Source organism: Psychrobacter sp. DD43 (assembly GCF_904846555.1).
Classification (GTDB): Bacteria; Pseudomonadota; Gammaproteobacteria; order Pseudomonadales; family Moraxellaceae; genus Psychrobacter; species Psychrobacter cryohalolentis.
In genome coordinates this window covers 1-23099 of sequence record NZ_CAJHBE010000005.1, presented here as the reverse complement: position 1 = coordinate 23099, position 23099 = coordinate 1, and the positions used below count along the sequence as shown (strand labels likewise).

19 protein-coding genes are annotated in these 23099 nt (G+C 43.8%); 11 read left to right on the top strand and 8 right to left on the bottom strand.

The window, feature by feature from the left end:
• Positions 1-194 precede the first annotated feature (194 nt).
• The 3 genes from JMX89_RS03875 to JMX89_RS03865 all read right to left on the bottom strand — a co-directional run bounded on the left by JMX89_RS03875 (position 195) and on the right by JMX89_RS03865 (position 4137).
• The gene (locus JMX89_RS03875) at positions 195-986 is read right to left on the bottom strand and encodes an SDR family NAD(P)-dependent oxidoreductase (RefSeq protein ID WP_020443122.1); all 792 of its coding nucleotides are present in this window, start codon (positions 984-986) and stop codon (positions 195-197) included.
• Between the two features lie 87 nt (positions 987-1073).
• Complete coding sequence (locus JMX89_RS03870; RefSeq protein ID WP_201531479.1) at positions 1074-2807, bottom strand: AMP-binding protein; 1734 nt, start codon at positions 2805-2807, stop codon at positions 1074-1076.
• Between the two features lie 202 nt (positions 2808-3009).
• Entirely contained in the window at positions 3010-4137 is a 1128-nt protein-coding gene (locus tag JMX89_RS03865) for a DNA topoisomerase IB (protein ID WP_201531477.1), read from the bottom strand.
• A 174-nt stretch (positions 4138-4311) separates the two neighbouring features.
• Between JMX89_RS03865 and JMX89_RS03860 the strand changes: the two genes are divergently transcribed.
• On the top strand, positions 4312-4788 hold the full coding sequence (locus JMX89_RS03860) for a GNAT family N-acetyltransferase (RefSeq protein ID WP_201531475.1): 477 nt from the start codon (positions 4312-4314) through the stop codon (positions 4786-4788).
• Between the two features lie 98 nt (positions 4789-4886).
• On the opposite strand, the gene JMX89_RS03855 is transcribed toward JMX89_RS03860, so the two are convergent.
• From JMX89_RS03855 to JMX89_RS03840, 4 genes are all read right to left on the bottom strand, one after another.
• Positions 4887-5186 carry a pyrimidine/purine nucleoside phosphorylase gene (locus tag JMX89_RS03855; protein ID WP_201531473.1) on the bottom strand — a complete coding sequence of 100 codons (300 nt, stop codon included), beginning with the start codon at positions 5184-5186 and terminating at the stop codon, positions 4887-4889.
• A gap of 56 nt (positions 5187-5242) precedes the next feature.
• Positions 5243-6338, bottom strand: a protein-coding gene (gene prfB / locus JMX89_RS03850; protein WP_144061752.1) for a peptide chain release factor 2 whose coding sequence is annotated in 2 segments (ribosomal slippage) — positions 5243-6265 and positions 6267-6338 — 1095 coding nt in all. Because the reading frame shifts where the segments join, the coding sequence is not laid out codon by codon here.
• Between the two features lie 93 nt (positions 6339-6431).
• Positions 6432-7139, bottom strand: coding sequence for an HAD family hydrolase (locus tag JMX89_RS03845; protein WP_201531471.1), 708 nt, complete (start codon positions 7137-7139; stop codon positions 6432-6434).
• 86 nt (positions 7140-7225) lie between these two features.
• Complete coding sequence (locus JMX89_RS03840; RefSeq protein ID WP_133105339.1) at positions 7226-7762, bottom strand: gamma carbonic anhydrase family protein; 537 nt, start codon at positions 7760-7762, stop codon at positions 7226-7228.
• 174 nt (positions 7763-7936) lie between these two features.
• Here JMX89_RS03840 and JMX89_RS03835 point away from each other — a divergent pair, with 174 nt between their 5' ends.
• The 8 genes from JMX89_RS03835 (at position 7937) to JMX89_RS03800 (ending at position 19787) form a co-directional block, all read left to right on the top strand.
• Positions 7937-8506, top strand: a complete 570-nt coding sequence (locus JMX89_RS03835; RefSeq protein ID WP_133105338.1) for a phosphatase PAP2 family protein — start codon at positions 7937-7939, stop codon at positions 8504-8506.
• Positions 8507-8906: 400 nt separating this feature from the next.
• On the top strand, positions 8907-10139 hold the full coding sequence (carA, locus tag JMX89_RS03830) for a glutamine-hydrolyzing carbamoyl-phosphate synthase small subunit (protein ID WP_133105337.1): 1233 nt from the start codon (positions 8907-8909) through the stop codon (positions 10137-10139).
• Between the two features lie 144 nt (positions 10140-10283).
• Positions 10284-13538, top strand: a complete 3255-nt coding sequence (gene carB / locus JMX89_RS03825; protein ID WP_201550978.1) for a carbamoyl-phosphate synthase large subunit — start codon at positions 10284-10286, stop codon at positions 13536-13538.
• Positions 13539-13890: 352 nt separating this feature from the next.
• Positions 13891-14367: a transcription elongation factor GreA gene (gene greA, locus JMX89_RS03820; protein WP_011513174.1), complete on the top strand. Its 477-nt coding sequence runs from the start codon at positions 13891-13893 to the stop codon at positions 14365-14367.
• Between the two features lie 387 nt (positions 14368-14754).
• Positions 14755-15699 carry a hypothetical protein gene (locus JMX89_RS03815; protein WP_133105336.1) on the top strand — a complete coding sequence of 315 codons (945 nt, stop codon included), beginning with the start codon at positions 14755-14757 and terminating at the stop codon, positions 15697-15699.
• A gap of 428 nt (positions 15700-16127) precedes the next feature.
• The gene (locus JMX89_RS03810; protein WP_133105335.1) at positions 16128-17396 is read left to right on the top strand and encodes a putative DNA modification/repair radical SAM protein; all 1269 of its coding nucleotides are present in this window, start codon (positions 16128-16130) and stop codon (positions 17394-17396) included.
• Positions 17397-17451: 55 nt separating this feature from the next.
• The gene (locus JMX89_RS03805) at positions 17452-18336 is read left to right on the top strand and encodes a TIGR03915 family putative DNA repair protein (RefSeq protein WP_133105334.1); all 885 of its coding nucleotides are present in this window, start codon (positions 17452-17454) and stop codon (positions 18334-18336) included.
• Positions 18337-18488: 152 nt separating this feature from the next.
• Complete coding sequence (locus tag JMX89_RS03800; protein ID WP_133105333.1) at positions 18489-19787, top strand: glycosyltransferase; 1299 nt, start codon at positions 18489-18491, stop codon at positions 19785-19787.
• A 208-nt stretch (positions 19788-19995) separates the two neighbouring features.
• Here JMX89_RS03800 and JMX89_RS03795 read toward each other — a convergent pair whose 3' ends face one another.
• Positions 19996-20373 carry a cupin domain-containing protein gene (locus tag JMX89_RS03795; RefSeq protein ID WP_227673000.1) on the bottom strand — a complete coding sequence of 126 codons (378 nt, stop codon included), beginning with the start codon at positions 20371-20373 and terminating at the stop codon, positions 19996-19998.
• A gap of 14 nt (positions 20374-20387) precedes the next feature.
• Between JMX89_RS03795 and aguA the strand changes: the two genes are divergently transcribed.
• The gene (aguA, locus tag JMX89_RS03790; protein WP_201531466.1) at positions 20388-21515 is read left to right on the top strand and encodes an agmatine deiminase; all 1128 of its coding nucleotides are present in this window, start codon (positions 20388-20390) and stop codon (positions 21513-21515) included.
• Between the two features lie 83 nt (positions 21516-21598).
• Entirely contained in the window at positions 21599-22972 is a 1374-nt protein-coding gene (locus JMX89_RS03785; protein ID WP_201531464.1) for an NAD-dependent succinate-semialdehyde dehydrogenase, read from the top strand.
• Positions 22973-23099 lie beyond the last annotated feature (127 nt).

Here is a 23099-nt window from a genome sequence, read left to right as displayed (position 1 = left end):
AAATATTATCAATCACTACTGGGGTTAATTTTTCTTGCTTGCTGTGCCTACGCAGACAGAGGCTGCGAATAATGAACCTCAGTAGTTCCGTACTCTTTTAAAAGTGGATCAACTATAACAAAAAACCATGCCAAGCGTTGTGCGAGTTGTACGAATGAGACTTAAAAATGCGACATTAAATTCTTAGAATTCTATTACACCATACGAATCGCGCCATCCAAACGAATCACTTCGCCATTGAGATAGGCATTATCAATGATGTGCATGACCAATTTGGCAAACTCATTAGGATTACCCAAGCGCTTAGGATACGGTACCGCAGCCTCTAGTTGCTCGCGCGCCTTTTCAGGCAAACTTTGCATCATAGGCGTTGCAAATACCCCAGGCGCGATAGTCATGACACGGATACCATGACGAGTCAGCTCACGTGCGAGCGGCAACATCATGCCAACGACGCCAGCTTTAGATGAAGCATAACTCCCTTGTCCGACTTGCCCATCAAAGGCAGCGATAGAAGCCGTATTAATAATGACGCCGTTGTCAGCGTTCTTCTCTACGGAGCTGTCTGCGTTATTGGCATTAGCTACACGCTTCGCAATACTGGCTGCCACCAAACGCGCCACGTTAAAAGAACCGACAAGATTAATATTGACGCCGCGACTAAAAGCATCGAGATCTGCCGGATTGTTTTCACGATCTAAGAGCTTCTGTACAACAGCGATACCTGCACAGTTGATAGAACCTTGTAAGCCGCCAAAGTCGCTTTCAGCCATATCAACAGCCGCTTGCACCTCATCGCCACTGGTCACATCACAGCGCACAAAACGAGCATGGTCACCCAATTCATCGACCAATGCTTGCCCCGTCGACTCATTAAGATCAGCGATGACAACCTTGCCGCCTTGAGCCACGATAGCACGCACTACCGACTCACCCAGACCTGACGCACCGCCCGTGACCAAAAAGCTGTGTTGTTCAATTTGCATAATTTTTCCTTTAATTAATATTTATACTGTTATTTTTATCAGTCATCGATTTTTATCTTAACCTAACGATATGAATGCATTGCTTTATCAAGCCGCAGATAAACTGCGCAGCAAAAAGCGCTGAATTTTACCACTTGGGGTTTTTGGTAACTCTTTCACAAACTCAACCTCACGTGGATAAGCATGAGTTGATAGACGTCTGCGCACCAAATCTTGAATCTCTTTAGCAATCTCGTCTGTGCCTTTGATACCATCTTTTAGCACCACATAAGACTTAATCGTATGACCGCGCACTTCATCTGGCACGCCAACTGCTGCGGACTCTGCGACTGCCTCATGCTCCAGCACTGTGTTTTCAACGTCGGTTGGTCCAACGCGGTAACCTGCGGTGATAATAATGTCGTCATCACGCCCTGAAAACCAATAGCTGCCATCACTATGACGCTCAACCACATCACCTGTTAAATAATAGTCATCAGCGAAGGCGTCTTTTTCGTTCCAGCTATAACCACGGAAATAAAACGCGGGCGATTGACTGACGACCACTGCCAGCTGTCCTTGCTTACCATCAGGCAATACTTGCATGTCATCATCTAATACGACCAATGTGTGCCCCGATAACGCCATGCCCATCGAGCCTACTGGGCATTCATGAGCTAACGCATGGTGCTCGCAGCAGGTCATGCCCGTTTCGGTCTGCCCATACTGATCGCACACTTTGCAGTTTAGATAAGTTTCCACCCAGTTGACGACTTCGGTATTCAAGGTTTCGCCTGCTGAATTGGCACAGCGCAGTGATAGTTTAGCCTCATTGTCATTACTACTGTCATTGTGAGCAGCTTCAAACACGCCACTCGATTTCATCATCCGAAATGCTGTCGGTGAGGACGCCAAATTGCTAATTTTATGACGTACCATAAAGTCGCGGGTATGAGCAGCGTCAAAGCCCGCTTCATTAAAATAGGTAGTAATACCTAGTAATAATGGCCCAGTAATCGCATAATATAACCCATACGCCCAGCCTGGATCTGCCATATTCCAGTAGTTGTCATCCGCGCGCAGGTCAATTGCATAACGCATATACAGATAAAAGGCTGAGAGCGCGCTTAGTGGCACACTAACGCCTTTTGATTTGCCTACTGTACCTGAGGTAAACATTTGCAAAAAGGGTGCATCGGTATTTAGTAGCACTGGTTCTATAGTTTGTGGCTGCTCTGATATCTTGTCAGCATAGTTATCATCACCCCAGCTTTGCGCATCTACCTTGCTACCAACCAACACCATTTTGGTTTGCTTCGCCAAGTCGTCAAACTTGCCACGATTGTCTTGATTGGTAAAAACGACCTTGGTATTGGCTTTGTCCATTCGATACTTAATCGAATCATAACCAAAGGCGGTAAACAGCGGTTGATAGACTGCGCCAATCCGCCAAGTGGCTAATACAATGGTGAGTAACTCAGGGGTACGCGGTAGCATAGTTGCCACTTGGTCACCCGCTTGCACGCCATAAGAAAGTAGTAAACTGGCAACCTGTGCACTTGCTTTATCAAGCTCAGCAAAGCTCATACGCGTGACATTGCCAGCCGTATCTTCATGAACTAGCGCAATATGATCACCGCGACCGTCACGTACATGACGTCCACAGCACGCCATATAGGCGTTTAAACGATCATCTACATTTTCACCAAATATCTCTGTTAGTAATGCGTTCATATCAAAATTATGATAATAGTCACTATAACTCGTTAGCGCCTGTGAGGTATTTACAGCATGATTTGAAGGGGTGTTTAAAAAGGTAGTACTTGAAGGAGAGGTATTCATAAGCTAATCCTTTAGCAATCGAGAATCACTGACAAAATCAGAGAGTTAGAAATAATAGAATAAATCGTAAAACAGCTATATTTGATCAACTGTTTAAAAATCTTAAATGGCACATACTCTATTAGTAACGTATTTTTATACTTATTTCAATACATAACGTATCATTTTTATTATTCTCTAAAGACAGTTACTTAGTAATGGTTTACTGTCGCGCGCTCAAAAACCCAAGTAACGCCTTCTCTTCACAGCTTTGATGCCGTCTGGTACGTCCACGGCGCGCTTGTTTATAAGGCTCAAAAAACTCCCCTGCTAAAAACTGCTGGATAATAATAGGATTGATATAAGAGGATCGGCAGACCGTTGGGGTATTGCCGAGCTCATCGGCGACGCTTTTTACCATATCAGTCACCAGTTGCTGACGCTCTTTACTATCAGGCGCAGTGGCTAAAATCAATTTACCAGATTTGGTTTGCAACTCATCATAAAGGTAGCTTGCTGCCAATACACTTGCCATCCAAGTACGAAAGTCTTTTGCACTGTATAAATTGCCGCTATAACTTTCACACTCATTACCACAGGTATGCGTACGCAGATAATCATTGATATCAGCGCTATCAACGACTTGCTTATTACCCTCTTCATCTAAGTATTTGAATACTTGATAACCGGGCAGCTCAGAGCACGCTTGGATGATGTCAATCAAACGCTCATCTTGCAATTCTATATGATGCTCTTTGGCACTTTTACCGACAAAGTCAAATGCCAGTCCAGTATCCGTTTCGCTGACATGCTTACTGCGTAACGTGCTTAAACCATAACTTTTATTGAGCTTGGCGTAACGACTATTGCCGATGCGAATCAAGGTGGTCTCAAGTAATTTGACCACTGCTGCCAACACATTGTCACGTGATAAGGGTTTGGCTTCTAAATCTTTTTCAACTTGCGCACGCAGATTGGGCAACGCTTCAGCAAAACCTATCATGGCATTAAACTTGGCTTGGTCACGTACCCGATCCCACTCTGAATGATATAAATACTGCTTACGCGCTTTATCATCTCGACCTGTCGATTGTAGATGTCCTTTATCATCTTGGCATATCCAAACCTCTGACCACATCGGCGGTATGACCAAAGCATCAAAGCGCTGACGCAAGGCTTTATCTTTAACCGTTTTGCCAGTGGCATCTCGATAAGTAAAGCCACGTCCAGAACGCCGACGCCCATATCCAGGATCGTTATCGCTGACATAACGTAAGTTCGCGAGGCTCGCCAAGTGCTCATAATCATGGCGCACATCTTGTATATTGCTTGGTTGATTTGACTTCGCCATAAAAAATACTCATTTGCTAATATCGTTGTTTTAGCATAATCAACCGCCATTATCATTGCTGTGTACTTGCCATGGACAATGTGTAATGCTGTGTAAAATAAAACCGATAAATGGCTTGTAGATTTTGGGCGCTACGGCATAATTTAAGACAAACTGACTAAAGACACCATTAATATGACAAACGCCACTCCTATAAATCCAACTAATGGCTCTTTAAAAATAATGCCATTATCTAAAAGTGATTACGATGCTTGGTTAAGCCTCTGGCAAAGCTATCTGACGTTTTATGAGAGCAGCTTGCCATTAGAAACGACGAATGCAACATGGCACAGTTTGCTCGATAGTAATGTGCCGATTTATGGTTTTGGTGCTTGGCAAGACGACAAGTTGGTAGGTATCACGCATGTGGTGCTACACCCCAATACTTGGAATAGCACTGAATGCTGCTACTTAGAGGATTTATATGTGGATCAACCTGTGCGCGGGCAAGGCGTAGGACGTGCATTGATTGAACAGGTTTATGAGTTTGCCCGCCAGCAAAACTGCAACCGCGTTTATTGGACAACCCAAGAGGGAAACACCACAGCGCGCAAACTCTATGACACAATCGCCACTCAAACAGATATGGTGCAATACCGTAAGAACTTATAGATTGTATTAGCTTGTTTTATTTTTTGAAATTAGTCGAGGAATAAAGTACTCATAAAAAAACGCCAAGCATCAACTTGGCGTTTTTTTGACGACTGTACTCATATGGGAAATGGATATTTACCGTAAGTACATAAATAAGCAGACTCAACTTCCACTTTTACTTGAAACTTTTGGTTGGCATCAATGGTAAATTGCTCGCCAGCATTAAAAGTCTGCCACTCATCACTCTCTGGCAGCTTGACCGTCAAGGTACCGCTAACGACTGACATGGTTTCAAACTCACTGGTGCCAAATTCGTATTCACCAATCTCCATTACACCGACAGTAGCAGGCTTAGTTGCGGTTTGAAAGGCAATAGAAGTCACTTTGTTTTCAAAATAATTATTAACGCTTGGCATAATTTTCCTTAATTAAGTGTTGGTTGATATTTTAAATCTGTCTTCATATTCTATTTTTACAGTCCAGCTTTTAGGCTCGCTTCGATAAATTGATCGAGGTCGCCATCGAGTACCGCACCAGTGTTAAAAGTTTCAACGCCAGTACGCAAGTCTTTGATACGTGAATCATCAAGCACATAAGAGCGAATTTGACTGCCCCAACCAACGTCTGATTTACCGTCCTCGACTGCTTGCTGAGATTCCATTCGTTTTTGCATCTCAAGCTCATAAAGCTTGGCACGCAACATTTTCATCGCCGTCGCTTTATTACCATGTTGGCTACGCTCGTTCTGACAAGTGACCACCACGCCACTTGGCTCGTGGGTGATACGTACCGCAGAATCGGTGGTGTTTACATGCTGACCACCTGCGCCAGATGAGCGATAGGTATCGATACGCAAATCTGCTGGATTGATATCAATTTCAATATTATCATCGATCTCAGGCGACACAAAGACGGCAGCAAATGAAGTATGACGACCGTTATTACTATCAAATGGTGACTTACGCACTAAGCGATGGACGCCGATTTCGGTACGTAACCAACCAAAGGCATAATCCCCTTTAATCTCAATGGTTGCCGACTTGATACCAGCGACGCTACCTGATGATACTTCAATCACTTCAACTTTAAAGCCATGCGCTTCTGCCCAGCGCGTATACATACGCAGTAGCATTTCTGCCCAATCTTGCGCCTCTGTACCTCCACTACCTGACTGGATGTCCAAGTAGCAATTATTTGGGTCCATCTCACCGCTAAACATCCGGCGAAACTCTAAATCGGCAACGCGCTTTTCAGCGTTGTCTAATTCGGCTTGCACATCTGCCAGCAAGGATTCATCCTCTGCTTCTACCGCCAGCTCTAGCATAGCGGACGCATCTTCCAATGTAGTTTCAAGCGACACCACCACATCAATCACACCATCAAGCTGACTTTTTTCTTTATTAATCTTGGTCGCACGTTCTGGATCATTCCATAGCTCGGGGTTTTCTAACTCTAAATTGACTTCTTCTAAGCGTTCTTGCTTACCATCGAAGTCAAAGATACCTCCGCAAGTCCTGCCCACGCTCTGATAAATCTTTAATTCGTTCTTGATACGGATTGATTTCCATAAGGGTTCCTGTCTGTTTTAAAAATACGATGGCGCTATTTTAAATGAGATTTGGGTGAAATGTTTGGCTAATTTTAGCCGCTATTTTCATCTTTTAAATTGACCAATCCTCAACCGCCCAGCGATGCGACAACGCATGAGCATGTAGCGCATCATCAGGTGATACACAAATCGCCACATCTGCCCACTCTAGTAAAGGAATATCATTTTTGGAGTCTGAATACGCATAAGTCTTGTCAAAATTAATACCTGTCAGTTGCTGTTTGCCAATCCATTTATCCAAATGATAAATTTTACCTTCTTTAAAGTTTGGCTTATCGGTCAATTTACCCGTATAGCGCTCATCTTTTATTTCAAGAGGCGTTGAGAGCACATTGCCGTCTTCAATCCCAAAACGCTTAGCAATCGCCGAAACGACAAAGTCATTGGTCGCCGAAATAATCACCACATCGTGACCTGCTTCAACATGCTGACACAGGACTTCCATTGCTTTTGGGCGGATGTGCGGCTCAATCTCACTTTTTATATAGTCTTCGCGCAACTCATGCAACCTATCCATTGGTAAGCTGCTTAAAAACTGTGCCACAAATTCATTATATTCCGTCGCATCAAGCGTACCTTCGATATAATCATTATAAAATTTCTGGTTGGCAGTGCGATACTCGGCTTCGTCGACAAGATTATGCTTGACGATATATTCGCCCCATAAGTAGTCGCTATCGACATCGAGCAAAGTATGGTCTAAATCAAATAGTGCTAACGTACGTGAGACAGTCTGACTAACAGTGCTTGGCGTGCTCATAATAAAATACTCATTAATGACAATTGATAATAATTAATAGTAATCGGTCGTTAGTAACTGTTGATTAGTGATTGTTCATTAGCAACTTATTCTGGTTGCTCAATCTCTCTAAGACCCGTTTTAAACTTCTGACAACGATCGCTATAATGTAGCGCTGACAGTTTCATCATGACTGCCTGTTCATCTGTCAATGTTTTCACCACTTTTGCAGGCGCGCCCACAACGAGAGAATTATCTGGTATCTCTTTGCCTTCGGTGACCAAGGCTTTGGCACCGATAATACAGTTTTTGCCGATTTTGGCATTATTCAAAATGACCGCGCCAATGCCAATCAAGCTATTATCACCGATTTCGCAGCCATGCAGCATCGCTAAATGACCAATGGTGACATGATTACCGATTTTTACCTCGATACCAGCATCAGTATGAATAACACTGTTTTCTTGCACGTTAGTATAGTCACCGATATGGATGCGTTCATTGTCGCCACGAATCACCGCGCCAAACCAGACGCTTGACTGATGACCCAAATACACGTCGCCTATCACGCGTGCTGAGTCTGCAACCCAACCATTAAAGGGTACAGCGAATGTAGGCACTTTGTCTAAATATTGATAAATCATACTCTATCCTTGATAGGTTTTATTCAGTTGTTATTATTAATAAATGTAGTTGAGACAGATATCGGCTATAAAACTGACCTGTAAATATGTGAGCGCTGAATTTAGGAGCAAGCATTTGTAGTATAATGCGGTTTTCATTCATCTGCCCTATAAACCCTCTTTAGGATTGCCGCAATGATCAGCAAAAACGCTTCCGCTATCATTTTATTACCCAGTAGTTTTTTATTATCGAGCAGCTTGCTTGTCGCTATGCCAGCTCACGCCAGTAGTAGCGATAATATCGACAAGGCGGGTGACATTCTATCTTTCGCTATACCAGCAGTTGCTTACGGTAGCACTTATTATATGGATGATAAAGAGGGACGAGAGCAATTTTATTATTCATTTGCAACCAATGTTGCAGCCACTTATGCCCTAAAATCTGTGATTGATAAAGAGCGCCCAGATGGCAGCGATGATGATTCTTATCCATCTGGTCATACCTCAAGAGCCTTTCAGGGTGCCAGCTTTATTCATAAACGCTATGGACTAAAATATAGTGTTCCTGCCTATATTGGCGCAGGTTTTGTGGCTTATAGCCGCATTGAAGCCGATGAGCATGACGCTGTCGATGTATTGGCAGGCGCTGCCTTAGGTATGGCGAGCAGTATGTATCTGACGAAAAGCTATCAAGATGACCAGCTGCATATCGCCACCAACTTATCGCCAGATTACTATGGCTTATCAGTACATTATAATTTTTGATCAATAAATCATAATCTTCATACCTATTTATATCACCTCCTAGTCACTACCTATAGCCAAATCTACTATGGCTGCTCATAATTGAAGGTTAAATAAGAAACATCTTAAATTTATTAGTCAAGCATCAGCTTAAGATGCTAGCCCTTAGTGCAAAACTCTAGTATAATGCGCAAAATCTGTGCCAAAGCGAGCGGACATGATGTAAGTTACTTATTCACCACCTAGTGAATCCTGTACCTTTTCATCTATGATGTCTTCTCGCTTTTTTGTGGAAAAATTTTGGCGCTGTCTCTTTTATTATGGTTATTTAGCCGCAGTTAAATAGCAATAATCAAAAAAGCAGCGCTTTATTTTAACCAAAAAATAGCACAGCACTCACTAATAACAGCGGAGGCAACCCTTGAATTCATCGGCAGAAATACAAGCAATTTTGGCACTAGCAGACGGTACGATTTTTCGCGGTTTGAGTATCGGTAGTCTTGGTCATCGTGTCGGTGAGGTGGTATTTAATACAGCCATGACAGGGTATCAAGAAATCCTAACCGACCCAAGTTACGCACGCCAACTGGTCACGCTTACCTATCCGCACATCGGCAATACCGGTACCAACGCTGAAGATGTCGAGTCTGGTAATGGTCATCAAGTATGGGCTGAAGGTCTTATCATTCGCGATGCGACCATGGTGACCTCAAACTTCCGCAACTCAGAGTCACTGACTGATTATTTACAGAGCCATAATACCGTCGCCATTGCTGATATTGATACCCGTCAATTGACCCGCCTATTACGTGATAAAGGTGCACAAAACGGCTGTATCATGACGGCTTCTAACGGCACAACGATTAGCAGCGAAGATGAACAGCAAGCGATTAAATTGGCACAAGAATTTGCTGGTATCGAAGGTATGGACTTGGCAAAAGAATGCTGTACACCGACGATATTTGAATGGACCGCCGGTAGCTGGGATTTATCAGACACCCTACTTAACCGCGATGTAGCTGGTAGCCATGATAGCGGTACAGGCGGCTTCTTTAAGCATTTGGGCACGCACGTCGAAGCAAAATACAACGTTGTCGCCTATGACTTCGGTAGCAAAACCAATATCCTACGTATGCTCGTTGACCGCGGCTGCCATGTCACTGTCGTACCCGCGCAAACGCCTATCGCAGATGTCCTCGCGATGAATCCAGACGGTATCTTCTTATCAAATGGTCCTGGTGACCCTGCAGCCTGTGATTACGCTATCGATGCGGTACGCCACATTATTGAAGAAACGGACATTCCAACCTTTGGTATCTGCTTAGGTCATCAGCTCATTGGTCTTGCCAGCGGTGCAAACACCATCAAGATGAAAACCGGTCATCATGGTGCCAACCATCCGGTACAAGACTTGGCAACTGGCACGGTTATGATTACCAGTCAAAACCATGGTTTTGCCGTTGATGAAGACACGCTGCCTGCCAATGTTAAATCTACCCATCGCTCATTATTTGACGGTACCAACCAAGGGATTGAGCTGACCAATAAGCCAGTCTTTAGCTTCCAGGGTCACCCAGAAGCCAGCCCTGGCCCACATGATGCTGCGCCACTGTTCGATAAATTTGCCGATATGATGGCAGCAGCGAAAGCTTAATACCTAGCCATAAATAATAAGTATAAAGCTTGAAGCACAGATGGTGATTCAAGCTGCACCATGCCAGACACGATAAGCGTTATTGAACATATCGTTAAAATGCAGATTACTCAAAATATCACTCAAACGAAGGTAGCCCTAACTATGCCAAAACGTACCGACATAAAAAGCATTCTTATCATTGGCGCAGGCCCTATCGTCATCGGCCAAGCATGTGAGTTTGACTACTCAGGCGCGCAGGCGTGTAAAGCGCTAAAAGAAGAAGGCTACCGCGTCATCTTGGTCAATTCAAACCCTGCGACTATTATGACTGACCCAACCATGGCGGATGCGACCTATATTGAACCGATTACGTGGCAAACGGTTGAACAAATCATCGCTAAAGAGCGTCCTGACGCTATCTTGCCAACCATGGGCGGACAGACTGCCCTAAACTGTGCATTGGAATTAGACAAGCATGGCGTCTTGACCAAATATAACTGCGAATTGATTGGGGCAACCAAAGACTCAATCGAAATGGCAGAAGATCGCAACTTATTTGATAAAGCCATGAAGCGTATCGGCCTTGAATGTCCTCGCGCTGAAACCGCTGAGACCATGGAAGAAGCTTTTGCGACCCAAGAGAAAATGGGCTATCCGTGCATCATTCGTCCTTCATTTACGATGGGTGGTTCAGGCGGTGGTATCGCCTATAACCGTGATGAGTTTATCGAGATTTGCGAGCGCGGCTTTGACTTATCACCAAACCATCAATTGCTTATCGATGAGTCACTCATCGGTTGGAAAGAGTACGAGATGGAAGTGGTCCGTGACAAAAACGACAACTGCATCATCATTTGTGCCATTGAAAACTTTGACCCAATGGGCGTACATACCGGCGACTCGATCACGGTTGCGCCAGCACAAACCTTGACGGACAAAGAATATCAAATCATGCGTAATGCTTCATTAGCAGTACTGCGTGAGATTGGTGTAGAAACGGGCGGCTCAAACGTGCAATTCGGTATCAACCCTGAAACGGGTCGTATGGTCGTCATTGAGATGAACCCACGCGTATCACGTTCATCAGCATTGGCCTCAAAAGCCACGGGCTTCCCGATTGCAAAAATTGCGGCAAAATTAGCAATTGGCTATACCCTAGATGAATTGCAAAATGACATCACGGGCGGCAAAACCCCAGCCAGCTTTGAGCCTGCGCTTGATTATGTCGTCACTAAGATTCCTCGTTTTAACTTTGAGAAATTCCCACAAGCCGATAATGTTCTATCAACGCAAATGAAGTCAGTTGGTGAAGTCATGGCGATTGGTCGTAACTTCCAAGAGTCGATGCAAAAAGCATTACGCGGCATGGAAACTGGCAATGATGGTTTTGATGAGCAAATTGACTTATCAAAAGTAAGTATTGAAAAAGCGCGTAGCGAAATCACCAATCGCTTAACCATTCCAACGCCTGAGCGCATTTATTATATTGCGGATGCTTTCCGTATTGGCATGAGCGTCGATGACGTTTTCAAACTAACCAAAATCGACCCATGGTTCTTGGTACAAATCGAGGATATCGTAAAAACCGAAGCACAAGTTAAAGCGTTAGGTTTTGGCGGCTTAACTGAGCATAATTTACGCAGCTTTAAGCGTAAAGGCTTATCAGATTTGCGTCTTGCTAAATTGCTTGGCGTCTCACAAAAGCAGCTACGTACCAAGCGTTGGGACTTAAATGTCTATCCAGTTTATAAGCGTGTCGATACTTGTGCAGCAGAGTTTGCTACCAGCACCGCTTATATGTACTCAACATACGATAGCGAATGTGAAGCCAACCCTACCGATAATAAGAAAATCATGGTTATCGGCGGTGGTCCTAACCGTATCGGTCAAGGTATCGAGTTTGACTATTGCTGTGTGCACGCAGCCCTTGCCATGCGCGAAGACGGCTACGAAACCATCATGGTCAACTGTAACCCTGAAACGGTTTCAACCGATTATGACACCTCTGACCGTCTCTACTTTGAGCCAATCACGCTTGAAGACGTGCTAGAAATCGTCCGTATCGAAAACCCTGATGGGGTTATCGTACAGTTTGGTGGTCAAACACCATTGAAGCTCGCCCGCGCACTTGAAGCCGCTGGCGTCAAAATTATTGGTACGAGCCCTGATGCCATTGACCGCGCTGAAGATCGCGAACGCTTCCAGCATATGATTCAGCAGTTGAATCTTGTGCAACCAACCAATGCCTTAGCGACGAGCTTAGAAGATGGTTTGGTCAAGGCAAAAGACGTTGGCTATCCATTGGTAGTACGCCCATCGTATGTACTTGGTGGTCGCGCGATGGAAATCGTTTATAACGAAGATGAATTAAGACATTACTTGCGCACTGCGGTACAAGCATCAAATGAAGCGCCGGTTCTATTAGATCGTTTCTTAGACGATGCGATCGAAGTCGATGTTGACTGTGTTAGCGACGGTACAGATGTGGTGATTGGCGGTATCATGCAGCATATCGAACAAGCGGGTGTTCACTCTGGTGACTCAGCCTGTTCATTGCCGCCTTACTCGTTGTCTGATGATCTGTGCGATGTGATGCGCGCGCAAACTGTCGCCATGGCAAAAGAGCTTGGTGTTGTCGGCTTAATGAACGTCCAGTTTGCGGTAAAAGGTGAAACGGTTTACATCTTAGAAGTCAATCCACGTGCCGCGCGCACCGTACCGTTTGTCTCTAAGTGTATCGGCACTTCTTTAGCACAAATAGCAGCACGCTGTATGGCTGGCACGTCGCTCAAAGACCAAGGCTTTACGAAAGAAATCGTTCCTGCATTCTATGCGGTAAAAGAAGCGGTCTTCCCATTCGCTAAATTCCCTGGTGTTGACCCAATCTTGAGCCCTGAGATGAAATCAACCGGTGAAGTGATGGGCGTGGGTAAAACCTTTGGCGAAGCATTCTACAAAGCGGTTATCGGTAGTAATGAGCGTTTGCCCGGTTTGCCAACTGAAGGTGAAACCAAAACGGTCTTTATTTCAGTACGTGATAGCGATAAAGAGCAAATTTCCCCTATCGCTCGTCAGCTGATTGACTTTGGCTTTAACATTGTAGCGACTACTGGTACGCAAAAAGTACTAAGTGACAATGGTATTGAATGCAAGCAAATTAACAAAGTCACCGAAGGTCGCCCACATATCGTTGATGCCTTAAAAAACGGCAAAATCGATATTATTATTAACACGACTGAAGGTAAGCAGGCACAAGAGGATTCATTCTCTATCCGTCGTAGCGCGCTACAAGGTAAAGTGTTCTACGTCACGACTTTGGGCGCAGCAGATGCCGTTTGTAAATCTTATGCGATTGACCTACCTTTTGAGGTGTATAAATTACAAGATTTACATGAGCAAGCAAAGTCTATTGTATAGCTCTATTGACTTGGCTGAATAATTTCAGTAGATTAAGCATAACCGTTAGGCTTGCCTAGGAGCTTATTTGAGCATAGTGTAGCGTTTAATAATGTAGACCATGCTTGAAATAAAATTTAAATGATAGACCTAAAAAGCATAGTGGCTAAACTGCGACTATGCTTTTTATTACGTAAGCTTAAACACCCAGATTATTGAATTGATATCAATGAATGATAGCGACCTGACTGGTTACGCTGTCTGCATCATTATTCTTTTTTTATTTTATACCCATTGCAACAACTCTGACACCATCTCACTATTCACTAAGAGTAGGAGATGGTGCCCGTGTTATTGGTTTAAGGAAAAAAACATGCAACGTTATCCCATGACTCCGCAAGGACATGCGGCTTTAGAAGCCGAATTAAAACAGTTAAAAAGTATTGACCGTCCTCGCATCACCGCCTCTATTGCTGAAGCACGCGAACATGGTGATTTGAAAGAAAATGCTGAATATCATGCAGCGCGTGAACAGCAGGGATTTTGTGAAGCTCGTATCCGTGATATCGAAGCCAAACTTGGCGGTGCGCAAGTGATTGATCCTACGACGTTACCAAAAGATGGCCGTGTGATATTCGGCGTCAGCGTCGTTATCGAAAACATGGACACTGAAGAAGAAAAGCAGTACAAAATCGTTGGTGACGACGAAGCGGATTTCAAAGCCGGTAAAATCTCTGTTAACTCACCGATTGCGCGTGGTTTGATTGGTAAATCTGAGGGCGATGAAGCACGTATTGAAACCCCAAAAGGTGTGGTTGAATACGAAATTATGAAAGTCATTTACGATTAATATAGTCGTCTTTTGTAGTGAATCAAATAGTAACTTTCTTAAGAAATTAGATAAAGTAAACCACACAAAAAGTCATCGTTTATAGGATAGCAGTTACACAACGCTGCTTTTCTACCTAACTCGTTTTAGCGCATAATTGTTGAGTTGAGATTGCTAAGTGTATGCTTAGCAACTAATTAAAATAATCACGGATAAATCAATAGTTTGATAGGACGGTTTGACAGATAGCTTTTATCGTCTGGCTATTTACTACTATTATCAGTAATGCTGCCCCCGTTATTTGACCTCCCCTGCAGCGTCAATTAACGGGGGTTTTCTTATCTGGGCTTTCTTATTTAAGTGTTCTCTATTTTTGTGTTACTTATTATCATTTTAAAGGACTTTATTATGACCACCAGTATTAATCGCTCATTCGTTGTGATGCAAAAAACAGCTACATTCACGGCAGTATCCGCACTGTTGGCAGGCACTGTTATGGCTATGTCTGCTGCCAATGCCGCCACTGAAGTGACCGTTCTACCTTCTACGGGCGGTAGTACCACCGTGGTCGAGCAGTATTCTGATGGTAAAACAGCTGTCATTACTGCTACGCCTAATAGCATTGGTATGCAAGATGGCATGCCGTTTGCTGTGACGCAGGTTACCAATGTACCGCGCTACGTGGTTCGCCAAGTAGCCAGTAATGGTGTTAGTAATACTGTCGTCACTCAAGGTAGTGCGACTGTCACTAGCGTACCGGTGACCAACCAAATAACCAATCAAAGCAGTCGTGTTGATGTCATCGCAGTGCCAACCAGTACTGTCACTCAAGTATTACCGACGACTCAAATACTGCCTGTAACCACAGCAACTCAGCTGCCAGTCATAAATACGTCAGTAATCAATGCACCGGTGATCACTACCCCTGTGACAACAATTACTTCTATAGAAGCCTTGCAGCTCAAACCAACTTTTAGTACGCCTGATGTGGTCAATGCGCAAACTAAGGTCATGAAAATCCTGAAAAATAGCGATGGACGTGAAGTTGCAGTACCTGCCAACCATATCGCGCCTGGTGATGTGATTGAGTATCATACCGTTTATACCAATACCACAGCGCAACCAGTGACTGATATCAATGCCATGGTTTCTTTGCCAAATGGCGTCAGAATGGTGTCATTGAACAGTCCACTACCAACGCTTGCGACCACTGGTGGCGATAGCTATCAAACTATCCAACAAGTTGGCAATACAGTAGTGGTAAAAGAAAATTACTCAGGTCTTAAATGGAACTTAGTAAATCTTAGTCCTAAAGCTGCACAGACTGTCGTGATACGCGCTAAAGTTCAATAAATACGGCAGTGAAGTTATAGTATTGAAACTTAAGAAATACTAAAACTAATAAAAGGTCTTGTTTGCTAAGTCTCTAGCCGGCAAGGCCTTTTTTGTGGCTATTCATAAACCATAGTCAAAACACCTTAAAAACGTTACGGTACTGCTAGTATAATTTTTTTGCAGCCTCTGTCTACCTAGGCACAGCAAGCAAGCAAGCAAGCAAGCAAGCAAGCAAGCAAAATTAATACTAGCAGTACTCAATGTATCGATATTACTTTTCATTGACTATATTGCTTCAAGTTTAAGCGCTTTTATAATCGTATAGTGCAGCTCAGAATAGACGACAACAGTTGTCGTCTATGATTTCTATTTTACTCATAAATACAATGACTTAACGCTAATTTTGCTAAAATAGTCTTTCATTACTGACATGGTAAATACCGCTTATGGCAACCATCAATTATGAACGACTACAAGGTAAGCTCAATATTTTAGCGGACGCTGCTAAATATGATGTCTCTTGCTCATCCTCCGCTGGTACGCGGAAAAACCAAGGCGGTGGCCTTGGCGATGCCTCAGCAACCGGTATTTGTCACAGCTATACCGAAGATGGTCGCTGCGTCAGCCTGCTGAAAATCCTGCTGACCAATCATTGTATATACGATTGCGCTTATTGCACCTCGCGCAAAAGCAATGACACCCCGCGTGCCGCTTTTAGTGTCGAAGAAGTGGTGGATTTGACCATGCAGTTTTATCGCCGTAATTATATCGAAGGCCTGTTTCTTAGCTCAGGTATTTTTAAAAGTGGCGACTATACGATGGAGCGACTGGTTGAGGTCGCTAAGATATTACGTACCCGTGAGCGTTTTAATGGTTATATTCATCTAAAGACCATTCCCGGAGCCTCAAAAGAATTATTATTAGAAGCTGGATTATATGCTGACCGTTTAAGCGTCAATATTGAGATTCCGACTAAATCAGGATTGGCGTTACTGGCACCAGAAAAATCTCACGAACAATTAAAAGCACCGATGGAGACGGTCAAAGAAGAAATCATCACCATTCGTGAGAGCCGTAAAACGCATAAAAAAGCGCCGAAATTTGTGCCTGCAGGTCAGACTAGCCAGATGATTGTTGGCGCAAGTAACGAGACCGACTTGCAAGTGATTCAGCTATCGAGTCATTTTTATAAACACTATGATTTAAAACGAGTTTACTATTCTGGCTATGTGCCAATGTTATCTGACAGTCGCCTGCCAGCTATCGGTACGCCTGTGCCAATGATACGCGAAAATCGTCTCTATCAAGCGGATTGGCTGATGCGTTTTTATGGTTTTGGTGCGCACGAAATCGTTGAACCGGACTCGCCATTTTTAGATTTGGACTGCGACCCAAAGTTAGCATGGGCAATCCGCCACCGTGAGCATTTTCCGGTCAATATCCAAACAGCAAGTTATGAGATGATTGTACGTATTCCCGGTATCGGTACAAAAACGGCTAAAAAAATAGTCAAAGCCCGCAAGTTTAATCAGCTGACACTTTATCACTTGAAGAAAATGGGCGCGGCGGTCAATCGTGCCAAATACTTCATTGCGACTACTGGTAAAAACGAGCATCTCGCACACTTAACCCGTGATAACTTTCGTCAATATGTGCTGGCGCAAACGCAGACGAAATTTAAAGATCAACGCAGTGGGCAATTGGCTTTGTTTTAAATATTAAAATTATTGATAATTTAGCTACTATCATGAAGTTATTTTAGGACAAATAATGTCGCAATCACTGTCAGAACTTGCCAAAAATCAAAACTACCAGCTGGGTCAATTGACGCCCAGTATTGTACTTTATGAGCCAAGTTTTGAGGGGTGGCTCAGTGCAGTATTTTACGTCTATTCCAATCACTTACAGGACGATACATCGCTACAGCTTATTGCGCAGGACTATTATGTGCCGTCATTACTCGCTCACGCCATTAGTGTAGAGACCAATGCCAACCATGCCGAACGAGTACTTACGAAGTTGAATCAACTCCTAGGTCGCTCGGGTATGCGAAATTTACTTTGGGGTTTTTTGTCAGAAAAAGACAATATTGGTAGCACATTGTTTCAAGTGGTCAAATACGCTATTAACTACCCAAGTCGCCATATCATGGATGATTTGGGTAATCTCAATGTTTTAGAGCTCGTGCAAACGGTCAAGTCTGTCGGTCGTGAAAAACACCGCATGGAAGCCTTTGTACGCTTTGAGCATACAGTTGAAGACATTTACTTTGCCCGTGTTGAGCCGGATTTTAATGTTTTGCCTTTGATTGGGGAGCATTTTCGTCAGCGTTATCAAGATCAGCATTGGGCAATTTATGATTTGGCGCGTGGCTATGGTATTTATTATGACAAAAGCCGAAGCACGCCCAAGCGCCCCGCAGCCCTGCAAACCATTACTGAGCTTGATGAGGCAGTACTGCGCAATCCTGCCAGCATTCATAGCGAAGATGAGCAACGTTATCAGCGTTTTTGGCAAGGTTATTTTACCAACGTTAATATCAAAGAGCGTAAAAATCCACGTTTGCACAAGCAATACTTACCGCAGCGCTATTGGAAATACTTGAGTGAAAAACAAGTCCTGCCAAATGCGCAGCACCTCAAAAAACAGCGCTAAATATTTGATTACTGTCATTTATATTACCTGTATTTATTGACGACAAATAATAGTCATCGTCCCATGCTATCTTTTTATCTTGGTGGTTGAGTTTTCAGCACTTTTCACTGACAATAGCAGCTTGATCTCCTCTAATAGTGACCCACGCCATTATGAAAGTTATGCGTTTACTGTCGTCTTTGAAGCATGATGAATCCGAGCGCGGTATTTTTCATCTTGGGCGTGCTTTGGTCAAAAACGAGCATACCTCAATTATTATCTCTAGTGCCAGTGAAGACAATGACTTGGTCAGACGCCTAAAGCGTGATGGCAACCATTATCACCAGTTATATATGAACAAAAAATCTTGGCTGTCTTTATTACAGGTCGCGCCACTGCGCCGTCTGATTGAAAAATATGACCCTGATATCATCCATGTGCATTCGCGGACACCGGCATGGGTACTGCATTTAGCGCTGCGCCGTGCACGGGTAAAACGTCGACCAAAACTGGTATCAACCATGTATGGCTTCTATCCTATCAATAAATACTCACAAGCCTTACTTGATGTTCACACCATTATTACTGTGTCTGATAGTGTGACTGATTACTTAAAAAAAGGGCTGCGCCGTGAGGAGCTGGACCCCAGAGTCATTAAACGTATCTACCGCGGTGTTGATACGCGTCGCTATCCTTATCGTCATAATCCATCAGTATATTGGCTACGTCATACTTTTGCTGAATACCCTGAGCTTGAGAATAAAAAATGGCTGGTATTTCCAACCATCATCGGTAAGGAATATGGTCAAGAATGGCTGATTGATATCTTGGGCAATCTTCAAGAGCAATTCCCTAATATCCATGCCATTATTATGGATGATGATTATCGCGCGGGCGATGTCGCCCATGAAGATTTTCGTCAACGCAGCAATACTTTGGGATTAGCCGATCGTATCACTTATGTCGGCAGCAAACGTAATGATATGCGTGAGTGGTTGTCAGCGGCCAATGTCGTCATGGCACTTGCCAATCAGCCTGAATCTATCGGTATCAATGCCTTACAAGCCATTCATTTGGGTACGCCTGTCATTGGCTGGGATCAAGCGGCATTTAGTGAAATTCTGCGCCCACTCTATCCGCAAGGTTTGGTCAGAAAATACAATGCCAACGCACTGTGCAAAGCGGTGCGCAATCAGTTAGAAAGTGTGACTCGCCCTGAGATGACCAACAAATTTACCATGCGTGAGATGATTGATGAGACAATAGGCGTCTATAAAAATCTGCATGAGCAGGCATTAGCAGAAGAAAAAGCGGCAGCGGATGCTTTAGCCGTAAGAAGACACAAAAAAGTCTTTGGCGTAACTTCTAAGCCCATCGTTAATAAAAAAACAGCCAATAAAGTCAGGTTGGTCAAAGACAAACCCAACACATCTTATAGTACTAAAGTAACAGAAGAGCCAAACGATGCTTAATTGGCGTCAATTCTAATTTGACTGCTTGCCTATCTATTATTAACTTTCCTCTTATCAGCTCGCTTCAAAGACACATACAAAAAACGCTACTTTCTAGTAGAAAATAGCGTGAGTAAAAGGCAATCCTGTATGTTCAATAATCATACGCTTTTGAAAATACATTAATATATGGACCTATCACTGTATAAAAGCTTATGCTGATTTTTGTTCAGTAAGTCGTTGGCGTATGCGCACTAACGATACGAGTCACGCCGTCAGTAGGATTGATAAAAGTATGCGGTTTAATCGTATCGATCACATAACTGTCACCTTCATTTAATAAGTAGGTTGTCTCTTCAATACGAATCAACACTTTACCTTCGATGACGGTACCGATTTCTTCACCTTCATGAGCAATTTTTTCTTCCGTTGAGCTGTTTGGCTGATAAGTTTCGATCAAAAAACCCAGGTTCTTGGTGGTGCTACAGTTATATACCTGCTTTAGAGACACTCTACTGCTCGGCTCGCTCAGCTCTATCAAATCTTTTGGCGTAACCACCACTCGAGCTTTAGGCTCTTTCCACTCATCGCTAAAAAAAGTCGTCAAATAAGGTGCTCTATATGTCATTATTACCGAACCGATTAATCACTGGCTCAACACCACAACAAGACGGCTTTTACATGCCAGCAGAATTTGAGCCGATACAAAAAATATGGATGGTATGGCCTTACCGTGCTGATAACTGGCGACAGCAAGCCATTCCTGCTCAGAAAGCTTATGCTGATGTTGCATCGGCAATCAACAGATTTTGTGAAGTTGGTGTACTGGTCAATCCTGATGATTATCAATCATGCCGTGACAGTCTACCTGCTGATATCGACCTCATATCGATGCCCAGCAACGATGCTTGGGCGCGTGATACTGTCCCGACATTTTTAATCAATGATAAAGGTGGGCTACGCGCTTGTGATTGGACATTCAACGCATGGGGCGGCGACTATGATGGACTATACTCGCCGTGGGATGACGATGATAAGTTGGCTGAACGCTTATGTGACCATCTAGATATCAAACGCTATCGAACGGATGACTTTGTCATGGAAGGCGGCGCATTTCACGTCGATGGTGAAGGCACTGTTCTGACTACACGCATGTGTTTGCTAAGCCCAGGGCGTAATCCGCACCTAACCGAAGATCAAATTGAAGACAAGCTAAAAGCCTATCTTAATGTGCAAAAAGTGCTGTGGATTGATGACGGTATTGATCCTGATGAGACTACAGGTCACATTGATGATATCGCCTGCTTTGCGCGCCCTGGTGAAGTGGTTTGCTTGTTTACTGACGACCCTAAGCATCCGTTTTATGAGGCAACGCAAAAGGCCTATGAGCAGCTCTCAAAGATGACTGATGCAAAAGGCAGACGTTTAAAAGTCCATAAGCTATGCTGTACCAAGAACTCTGTCACCTTGCCTGAACATTATGATACTGAACAATCTGATGATGCCAAGGCGCGCTTAACGGGTGACGTCTGTATTGCCTCATATGCCAATTTTTTGATTTGTAATGACGCTATCATCGTACCGCAATATGATGATATAAATGATGCACTCGCTATCGAGCAGCTTGAAAAAGTCTTTCCTCAACATCAGGTAGTGGGAGTACGAACGAAAGAGATTGTGTTTGGTGGCGGCAATATTCATTGCATTACGCAGCAGCAACCAAAATCATCAATTAAAAGCAGCAACTAAAAGTATTAACTAAAAGCAGCCGCATAAAAATATAGACCCAAATGGATTTTGAACCCAATAATATTTTAAAAAAGGACATAACTATGAGCGATTATCAAGTTAATAACCCAGCCACTGGTGAAGTAGAAGCCACTTACCCTACAGCAACTGAGCAAGATATCCAAAGAGTGATTGAGCAAGCTGACACAGCCTATCAAGACTGGCGTACAGTATCGCTAAGTGAGCGTAGTAAGCTACTGCATAAAATTGCTGATCTCTATCTTGAGCGTAAAGAAGAGCTTGCACGTATCGTAGCAACAGAGATGGGTAAGCCTGTCGCGCAAGCAAAAGGCGAGATTGGATTGGTTGCTGATATCTTTCGTTACTATGCCGATAATGCAGAGCAGCTATTAGCGCCCAATAAAATTGATGTCGATACAGGGTCTGCCTCTGTAGAGAAGCTACCTGTTGGTGTCCTGTTGGGTATCATGCCATGGAACTACCCGCATTATCAGGTTGCACGTTTTGCCGCACCAAACTTTATGGCAGGCAATACCCTTATCTTAAAACACGCGCCGCAATGCCCTAAGACAGCAGAAGTTATCGTCGATATCTTCAAAGACGCAGGCTTACCAGAGGGTGTCTATAACAATGTGTTTGCAACCAATGAACAAGCAGCGACCATTATTGAAGACAGCAGGGTACAAGGTATCTCCTTAACTGGCTCTGAACGAGCTGGGCAAGCAGTTGCTAAAGTAGCAGGCGGCGCCCTCAAAAAAGTCGTGCTAGAGCTTGGCGGTTCAGATGCGTTCATCGTTGCAGCTGACGCTGATATCGGAAAAGCGGTACAAGGCGCTATCTCTGGTCGTTTTGGTAATACTGGCCAAGCCTGTAATGCCGCCAAACGCCTAATCGTCATTGAGTCAGTTTATGATGATTTCGTCAAAGGCTTTACCGATGTCGTACGTGATATGAGCTTGGCTGATCCACTTGACGATGGCACCTTTATCGGACCGATGTCCTCTAAAGCAGCAGCAATAAACTTACAAGAGCAGCTCGACAGCGCCATTCAAGCAGGGGCAACCGTATTGGTAGAAGGCGGTATGGTGAAAGACAAGCCGGGCGCTTGGTTTAAGCCTGCGGTACTGACAGACGTTGATGAATCCATGGACGTCTATCGTCAAGAGCTTTTTGGTCCAGTTGCTGTCATTTATAAAGCGCGTGATGTCGATCATGCGATTCAAATTGCCAATGATGTACCATTTGGTCTAGGTGCTTCCATTCAAACTCAAGACGCAGCATTGGCAGCAGAGATTGCTCAGCAATTAGATGTCGGTATGGTGACTATCAACGCCCCGTCTGGTAGTGAAGCCAATACCCCATTTGGCGGTGTGAAGCGCTCAGGTTTTGGTAGAGAGCTTGGTAACCTTGGCATTACTGAATTTTTAAACTATAAGTTGATTCGCGATAAGTCGTAATCGACAGAGCGATTTTTAGAATAATAAAAAGCCTAACAGTCAATGTTAGGCTTTTTTAATACTTATGTCCCGTCCTAAAATAAGTTTACGAAAAAGGAGCTTATTCATGGACAAGTTAGACACTGTA

Coding starts and splice junctions, on each gene's coding strand:
- JMX89_RS03875 (WP_020443122.1), bottom strand. CDS start 986: ATGCAAATTGAACAACACAGCTTTTTGGTCACGGGCGGTGCGTCAGGT.
- JMX89_RS03870 (WP_201531479.1), bottom strand. CDS start 2,807: ATGAATACCTCTCCTTCAAGTACTACCTTTTTAAACACCCCTTCAAAT.
- JMX89_RS03865 (WP_201531477.1), bottom strand. CDS start 4,137: ATGGCGAAGTCAAATCAACCAAGCAATATACAAGATGTGCGCCATGAT.
- JMX89_RS03860 (WP_201531475.1), top strand. CDS start 4,312: ATGACAAACGCCACTCCTATAAATCCAACTAATGGCTCTTTAAAAATA.
- JMX89_RS03855 (WP_201531473.1), bottom strand. CDS start 5,186: ATGCCAAGCGTTAATAATTATTTTGAAAACAAAGTGACTTCTATTGCC.
- JMX89_RS03845 (WP_201531471.1), bottom strand. CDS start 7,139: ATGAGCACGCCAAGCACTGTTAGTCAGACTGTCTCACGTACGTTAGCA.
- JMX89_RS03840 (WP_133105339.1), bottom strand. CDS start 7,762: ATGATTTATCAATATTTAGACAAAGTGCCTACATTCGCTGTACCCTTT.
- JMX89_RS03835 (WP_133105338.1), top strand. CDS start 7,937: ATGATCAGCAAAAACGCTTCCGCTATCATTTTATTACCCAGTAGTTTT.
- carB (WP_201550978.1), top strand. CDS start 10,284: ATGCCAAAACGTACCGACATAAAAAGCATTCTTATCATTGGCGCAGGC.
- greA (WP_011513174.1), top strand. CDS start 13,891: ATGCAACGTTATCCCATGACTCCGCAAGGACATGCGGCTTTAGAAGCC.
- JMX89_RS03815 (WP_133105336.1), top strand. CDS start 14,755: ATGACCACCAGTATTAATCGCTCATTCGTTGTGATGCAAAAAACAGCT.
- JMX89_RS03810 (WP_133105335.1), top strand. CDS start 16,128: ATGGCAACCATCAATTATGAACGACTACAAGGTAAGCTCAATATTTTA.
- JMX89_RS03805 (WP_133105334.1), top strand. CDS start 17,452: ATGTCGCAATCACTGTCAGAACTTGCCAAAAATCAAAACTACCAGCTG.
- JMX89_RS03800 (WP_133105333.1), top strand. CDS start 18,489: ATGAAAGTTATGCGTTTACTGTCGTCTTTGAAGCATGATGAATCCGAG.
- aguA (WP_201531466.1), top strand. CDS start 20,388: ATGTCATTATTACCGAACCGATTAATCACTGGCTCAACACCACAACAA.
- JMX89_RS03785 (WP_201531464.1), top strand. CDS start 21,599: ATGAGCGATTATCAAGTTAATAACCCAGCCACTGGTGAAGTAGAAGCC.